Raw genomic sequence first — 6859 nt, 5'->3', positions numbered from 1 at the left:
CGGACATCGCGACGGTCACGGTTGAAGCCACCACCGGAACGGTCATCGCGACGGTCACGGTTGAAGCCACCACCCGAGCGGTCGTCACGACGGTCGCGGTTGAAGCCACCACCGGAACGGTCATCGCGACGGTCACGGTTGAAGCCACCACCGGAACGGTCATCGCGACGGTCACGGTTGAAGCCACCACCCGAGCGGTCGTCACGACGGTCGCGGCGCTCGAAGCTGCCCCGGTCGTCACGGCGCTCGTACGAGCGGCGCGGCGCCTCGTCCGACGTCGCCTGAGCCGGCACGGCGGCGGCCTCGGCCGTCTCGGCCGTCTCGGCCGCCTCGGCGGTCGCGGCAGCGGCGGCGAGCGCCTCGGCCGGGTCCTCGCCACGCTCGCGGGCGGCGCGGGCGGTCAGCCGGTCGGCCTCCTCGCGCAGCTCGGTGGCGCGGCGCTGGAGGCGCTCCAGCTCACGGGTGAGCTCGGCCACCTCGCGCTCGGCCTGCTTGGCGGAGTTGTTGGCCCCGTCGGCCTGGACCTCGGTGAGCGACCGCGCACCGGTGATTTGGGCGACGTCGTCATCGAACGCACCGGCGCCGCCGACGATGTGGCGCGAGGCGTCCACGCCCGCGTCCTCCATCAGGCGGAAGATCTGCCGGCGCTGGTGCGGCAGGGAGAGGGAGACGACGGTGCCGGACTGGCCCGCGCGGGCCGTACGGCCGGAGCGGTGCAGGTAGTCCTTGTGGTCACCGGCCGGGTCGACGTTCAGGACCAGGTCGATGCCGTCGACGTGGATACCGCGGGCGGCGACGTCGGTGGCGACCAGCGCGTTGACGTAGCCGTCCTTGAAGTCGGCGAGGACGCGGGTACGCGCGCCCTGGGTCATACCGCCGTGCAGCGCGTCCGCCTTCACACCGGCGTCGACGAGCTGCTCGGCGATGCGGTCGGCGCCCAGCTGGGTGCGGACGAAGATGATGGTGCGGCCCTTACGGGCGGCGATGGCGGCGGTGACCGGCGCCTTGTCCTTGGGCTTCACGACCAGGACGTGGTGGGTCATGGTGGTGACGTTGCCCTGGGCGCTGTCGACCTCGTGGCTGACCGGGTTGGTCAGGTACCGCTTGACCAGCGTGCCGATCTCGTTCTCCATCGTGGCCGAGAACAGCATCCGCTGACCGCCCTGGGGCACCTGGTCGAGCAGCTCGGTGACCTCGGGCAGGAAGCCCAGGTCGGACATCTGGTCGGCCTCGTCGAGGACGGCCACCTGGACGGCCTCGAGGGAGCAGGCGCCACGGTTGATGATGTCGCGCAGCCGGCCCGGGGTGGCGACGAGGACGTCGACGCCGCGCTCCAGCGCGTAGATCTGGTTGCCCATGGACGTACCGCCGCAGACGACCTTCATCTTCAGGCCGAGGACGTCGCCGTAGGGCTGAAGCGCGTCGGCGACCTGCATCGCCAGCTCACGGGTCGGGGTGAGGATGACGGCGCGCGGCTTCTTCTTGTCGGTGTGACCGCCGGCCAGCTGGGCCAGGGTCGGCAGACCGAAGGAGAGGGTCTTGCCGGAGCCGGTGCGACCGCGGCCGAGGATGTCCTTGCCGGCCAGCGCGTCCGGGATGGTCGCGGCCTGGATCGGGAAGGGGGTGGTGACGCCGTTCTGCGCCAGCTTGCGGACGACGCCCTCGGGCAGTCCGAGATCGGCGAAGGTGATGGTCGGCTCGTCGGACTCGACGGTGTCGGTCGGCTCAGCGGACTCGACGGTGTCGGTCAGCTCGGCGGACTCGACGGTGTCGGTCAGCTCGGCGGACTCGACGGTGTCGGTCAGCTCGGCGGACTCGACGGTGTCGGTCAGCTCGGCGGACTCGGTCACCTCGGAAACCGTCTGCTCGTCGTCTGCGGGCATGACGGACTGCTCAGTGGAAATTGACATGCGAAATGCGAAACCTTCCGGAGTCTCGGCACGCGCCCAAACTCCGTGTGTTTCACACGACCGCCTCTATGCGGTCAGCCACGGCAAGGGAGAGAACGCGCCACGCGGCGCGCTTCTGTTCTGGCGCCGGGCAAATGGGATCAAACGATCTACCACCATACGCACCCTGCCCCCCTGAAGGCAAATGACCGTCTCGCCAACCGGGCTCCACCACCGTACGCGCCCCTTCCTCACGCCTCACACATCCGGCCAGTCACCCGGCTCGACCTGCGAAGACATCGGCCGGGACTCGGATTCCGACATCGAGGCGGACGGCGACTGACCCGAGGCCTGCGAGCTGGGCTGCGGGGGACCGCTCGGCGGCTGGGTCGGCTCCGCGGTGGGGGTGGTGGGGGTCGGCGAGGCCGGCGGGGCGGACGGCGGGTCGGACTGCGCCGGAGGCGGATCGGCGGGCCCGCCTCCGGGCGGGCGGCCGTGCCCGCCGTGGCCCTTCCCCTCGCTGGGCACCGGGCCGGACGGCTCCGCCGGCTGCGGCGGCGCGCTCCGCTCGGGCGCCGTCGGCGTCGCTCCCTCCGACGGTTCCGCGTCGCCCGCGCTGCCGTCCGCGGGCCGGTGCCTACCGCCGTGCCCCGGCGGCCGCGGCCCGGTGCCGCGCCCGTCGGCCGTCAGCCCACCGGGGTGCGGGGCGGCGTCCTTGCCGTCACCGTGCCGCGCGGCGTTACCGGGCGGTTTCGGCGGCTCCGGATCGCTGACGCTTATGCAGCCGGCCAGCGACGCGGCCAGCGCCGAGACGGTCACCGCGGCGGCGGTGACGCGCGAGAGCGGACGGGCGGCGGGGGACGGCGACGACGGGGACCTCACCGGGGCGGACGACGGGGACGCATCGTCCGAAGAGGTGGGGAACGGGGGAATCGATTGACCAGACGCGATCGGGTGCAAGGGCGGGACCTCCGGATCCGGAGCGCAGGGACGGCGGTACGGATGCCCTGCCCAACTCCCGCCGCCCGCCTGAGGACACGCACGGCACGCGCCTGATCCGGTCAGCCGTAGCCCAGCGCGTGCAGCCGCTCGTCGTCGATACCGAAGTGGTGTGCGATCTCATGAACGACCGTCACTTCGGTCTCCGCGACCACGTCCTCGTGCGAGGCGCATATCCGCAGCGTCGGCATCCGGTAGATCGTGATCCGGTCCGGCAGCACGCCCGCGTACCACTCACCGCGATCGGTCAGCGGCGTCCCCTCGTAGAGCCCGAGCAGCTCGGGGTCGCCGGCCGGGGGCTCGTCCTCGACGAAGACCGCCACGTTGTCCATCAGCCGGGTCAGTTCCGGCGGGATCCGGTCCAGCGCCTCGGCGACCAGTTCCTCGAACTCCTCGCGCGTCATTTCCAGCACACCACCATTCTCCCCCGTACCTCCGCCCTCGTGCGTCCCGCGGACGCACTCCCGGCGCGGCCCGCCCCACGCCTTCACCGGAGCCGTCACTCCCCGCTTAACGACCACCACTTCGGGGCATACGGGGCCAATGGACCGCTCGGCGCGCTCCCGGACACCGACCACCGACACCCCGCGTACGGCCCTGATGGCCGACGTCGCCCGGCCGCCGCACCCATACGGCCGCGCCCTTGGCCTGATAGCCGTCGCCGTCCTCGGCGCCTGGCTGGGACTGCTCGTCCTCGGCACCGCCCACGCCCCCGTGGGCCCGATGGACACCAGCATGGCGCTCCGCCCTTCCCTGACCGGCGGCACCCGGATCGATGTGGCGCCGCTGGGCGACCTGGAACTGAACAGCCACTACGCGCCACTACGGCTCGATGTCGCCGTCGACCGGCTGGATCCGGTCCGTTCCCAGGCTCTGGTCGACCACCCCGAACGGTTCTCCGGCCTGCAGGCCGAGGTCACCCGCGATGTCACCCGCGGCGCCATAGGACTGGCCTTCCACTCCGGCACCGCCGTGGCCTGCGGCGCCGCCGCCCTGAGCCTGGCCGTCCACCGCCGCCCGCGCCGCGCCCTGGCCGCCGGCGGCCTCGGCCTCGCCCTGCTCGCCGCCTCGGCGACCGCCGCGTACGCCACCTGGAACCCCAAGTCCGTCCTGGAGCCGAAGTTCTCCGGGCTGCTCTCCTCGGCCCCGTCCGTGGTCGGCAACGCCCGCAACATCGTCAGCGAATTCAACGTCTACCAAAAGGAGTTGGCCCGCCTGGTCACCAACGTCACCAAGCTCTACGACGCCACCTCGACGCTCCCGGCGTACCAGCCGGACCCCACCACCATCCGTGTCCTGCACGTCTCCGACATCCACCTCAACCCCGGCAGCTGGCGGATCATCGCCTCCCTGGTGAAGCAGTACCGGATCAACGTGATCATCGATACGGGCGACACCATGGACCACGGCTCGGCCGCCGAGAACCACTTCCTCGACCCGGTTTCCACCCTCGGCGCCCCGTACGTCTGGGTGCGCGGCAACCACGACTCGCGCACCACGCAGAAGTACCTGACCGGCCGCAAGCACGTCACCGTCCTCGACCACGGCAAGGTCACCCAGGTGGCGGGGGTGCGGATCGCGGGCGTCGGCGATCCGCAGTTCACGCCGGACCGCTCCGTGGTGGCGGCCGGAGACCCCGCGGAGCGCACGGCCGGCGGCCGGCTCGCCGACTCGCTGCGCACCCAGCGGCTGGCCGGCACGCCCGTCGACATCGCGCTGGCCCACAACCCCGCCGCCGCCACCGAGGCCGACGGCCTGGCCCCGCTGGCCCTGGCCGGGCACATCCACCACCGCGAGAACACCACGCTCCCCCAGGGCACCCGGCTGATGGTCGAGGGCTCGACGGGCGGCGGCGGGCTGCGCGCCGTACAGAACAAAAAGCCCGCGCCGGTCCAGGCATCGGTGCTCTATCTGGACCGTACGACCAAGCGGCTGCAGGCCTGGGACGAGATCACCCTCGGCGGCCTGGGCCTGTCCCGCGCCGAGGTCAGCCGCCATCTCCCCCGGGAGAACCAGCCCGGCGCCACCGTCTCCCCGAGCCCCTCGTCCGGCCCCTCCGGGCGCTCGACCAGGAGCCCTTCCCTCAGCCCCGGTAACCGCCCCCGGTAAACCGTTTTGGCGAACGGTCCTCCCATCCCATATGCTTCTCACGTCCCCGACGGCGCCGGTAACGACGCCAAGGTGGCCACCAGCCCTCATCGTCTAGTGGCCCAGGACGCCGCCCTTTCAAGGCGGTAGCACGGGTTCGAATCCCGTTGGGGGCACGTTTTACCGTGTGCGAGAATGGCTCAGGTTGCTTTCGCACAATGCAAGGTCCTGTGGAGCAGTTTGGAGTGCTCGCCACCCTGTCAAGGTGGAGGCCGCGGGTTCAAATCCCGTCAGGACCGCTGCGGCTGGGTAGCTCAGTTGGTACGAGCGATCGCCTGAAAAGCGATAGGTCGCCGGTTCGACCCCGGCCCCAGCCACACCCTTTGAACGAAGGCCCCGGTTCCTGGAACCGGGGCCTTCGTCGTATCTGCTCGGGGCCAATTACCCGCCGGCCCCTCCCTTTCCCTTGGGCTGCCGGAAGGCCAACTGGCCACCGGCGACGACCGCCCCCAATGCCACCAGGTGCGCCGCCCCCTTCGCCAGCCATACCCCCAGGAACGGTGCGCCGAAGAACATCCAGGCGACGAGCGCGATCCCCGCGGCCATCATGGCGAGGCCCGCTATACGTTGTAATCCGTTGGTCATGCGGCCCATCGTCGCCTACCCGTTCGAGAGCGGGCCACTTCATTGGCGCGGGCGGCAACGTCAGACGTCCGCCGCCTCCCGCCCACCCGGATGGCGGTGCCGCCACGCCCAGAAGACGGTGCAGGACAGCACCGCCCAGCCGGCCAGCACCAGATACGGGAAGAGGTGCTGGTAGCCGCCGAAGTAGACGGCGGTGTGCTGGGCGTTGACCGAGGCGCCGGGCGGCAGCCAGCGGCCGATGTGGCCGAGGGCGGACGGGAGCAACGGCCAGGAGACCGCGCCGCCCGAGGACGGGTTGCCCAGCAGGACCATCAGGCCCCAGGTGGGGATCATCGCCCAGCGGCCCATCAGGGTGTTGAACATCGAGAAGACCATGCCGGACGCGAACATCGTCAGCGCGAGGATCCCCCAGGACTGCAGGAACGGCAGGTGCACCGCGCCCAGCCACCAGTCGACCACCGCGACGATGGCGAAGCCGCCGAGCAGCGCGTAGAGGACGGTGAAGGCGATCCGTTCGGCCGGGTTGAGGGCGCGGGCGTGCACGCTGAGCTGGATGGCGCCGACGAAGCCGATGACCACGGCGGCCAGTGAGATGTAGAAGAGGGCGAGACCGCGGGGGTCGCCCCTCTGGAGCGGCTTGATGTCCCGGATGCGGACGTCCACGCCCGCCGCCTCGGCGACCCGGGCGCCCGTCTCGGCCAGCAGCTGCGCCACCGACGCGCCCGTGGCGCCCGCCACATCCAGCTCCACCACCTGCCCGCGGGACCGCAGCACGGCGAACTCCCGCTGTTCCTCGACGGCCCTGGCGGCCCCGGCGTAGGTGCCGTACTCGGTCAGCCGCAGCGTGCCGTGCAGCGCCTTCTCCATGCCCGCGGCGAACGCCCGCCCCTTGGGGACGTCGCGCAGGCCGACCACGGCCGTCGGGATGCGCCGGGGCGTCGGATTGGCCATGGCGTAGGTGTAGGAGCCGGCGAAGAGGCCGGCGGCCGCGGCGAGGATGAAGACGAGGACCATCGCGGGAAAGAACGGTGATTTCTTGGCCGCCGTCCATTTCTCCCTGGCGGTCAGCGGCCGTCCGTGGGCGCCGTGCGGCGCGGAATCGCCACGCTGATCGGACATGGGAAACACGCTAAAGGACTATTCCCCGGCATACCCGTGCAGATCACCCACCTGCGCACAGTGCCGGGGCGCCCGTCCGCAAATGGTTCGCCACTCGATTCGGCGAGGTGAGATCCTGG

5 protein-coding genes, 3 tRNA genes and 1 pseudogene are annotated in these 6859 nt (G+C 71.4%); 4 read left to right on the top strand and 5 right to left on the bottom strand.

Translation table 11 applies throughout. The features are described 5' to 3' along the window. The 3 genes and pseudogenes from ACZ4S3_RS15090 to ACZ4S3_RS15080 all read right to left on the bottom strand — a co-directional run. Positions 1-1910: pseudogene (locus ACZ4S3_RS15090) on the bottom strand (DEAD/DEAH box helicase); the annotation flags it as partial. Between the two features lie 237 nt (positions 1911-2147). Further along, on the bottom strand, positions 2148-2771 hold the full coding sequence (locus ACZ4S3_RS15085) for a hypothetical protein (protein WP_467932401.1): 624 nt from the start codon (positions 2769-2771) through the stop codon (positions 2148-2150). A gap of 179 nt (positions 2772-2950) precedes the next feature. Continuing rightward, positions 2951-3301: a metallopeptidase family protein gene (locus tag ACZ4S3_RS15080; RefSeq protein WP_467932396.1), complete on the bottom strand. Its 351-nt coding sequence runs from the start codon at positions 3299-3301 to the stop codon at positions 2951-2953. Positions 3302-3431: 130 nt separating this feature from the next. Between ACZ4S3_RS15080 and ACZ4S3_RS15075 the strand changes: the two genes are divergently transcribed. From ACZ4S3_RS15075 to ACZ4S3_RS15060, 4 genes are all read left to right on the top strand, one after another. Next, positions 3432-4997: a metallophosphoesterase family protein gene (locus ACZ4S3_RS15075; protein WP_467932392.1), complete on the top strand. Its 1566-nt coding sequence runs from the start codon at positions 3432-3434 to the stop codon at positions 4995-4997. 82 nt (positions 4998-5079) lie between these two features. Beyond that, positions 5080-5152: transfer RNA gene (locus tag ACZ4S3_RS15070), tRNA-Glu, on the top strand. Between the two features lie 48 nt (positions 5153-5200). Next, positions 5201-5275 (top strand) — tRNA-Asp (locus ACZ4S3_RS15065). Positions 5276-5279: 4 nt separating this feature from the next. After that, positions 5280-5353: transfer RNA gene (locus tag ACZ4S3_RS15060), tRNA-Phe, on the top strand. Between the two features lie 64 nt (positions 5354-5417). Here the strand turns inward: ACZ4S3_RS15060 and ACZ4S3_RS15055 are convergent. Next, positions 5418-5621 (bottom strand): hypothetical protein, encoded by a 204-nt coding sequence (locus ACZ4S3_RS15055; protein WP_467932388.1) that lies wholly within the window; start codon positions 5619-5621, stop codon positions 5418-5420. A gap of 60 nt (positions 5622-5681) precedes the next feature. Beyond that, positions 5682-6740, bottom strand: a complete 1059-nt coding sequence (locus tag ACZ4S3_RS15050) for an ABC-2 transporter permease (protein ID WP_467932383.1) — start codon at positions 6738-6740, stop codon at positions 5682-5684. Positions 6741-6859: the final 119 nt, after the last annotated feature.

Source organism: Streptomyces sp. NPDC028368, from assembly GCF_055565615.1.
Note: the sequence above shows the minus strand (reverse complement) of the source record. Positions and strands in the feature narration are given on the sequence as shown.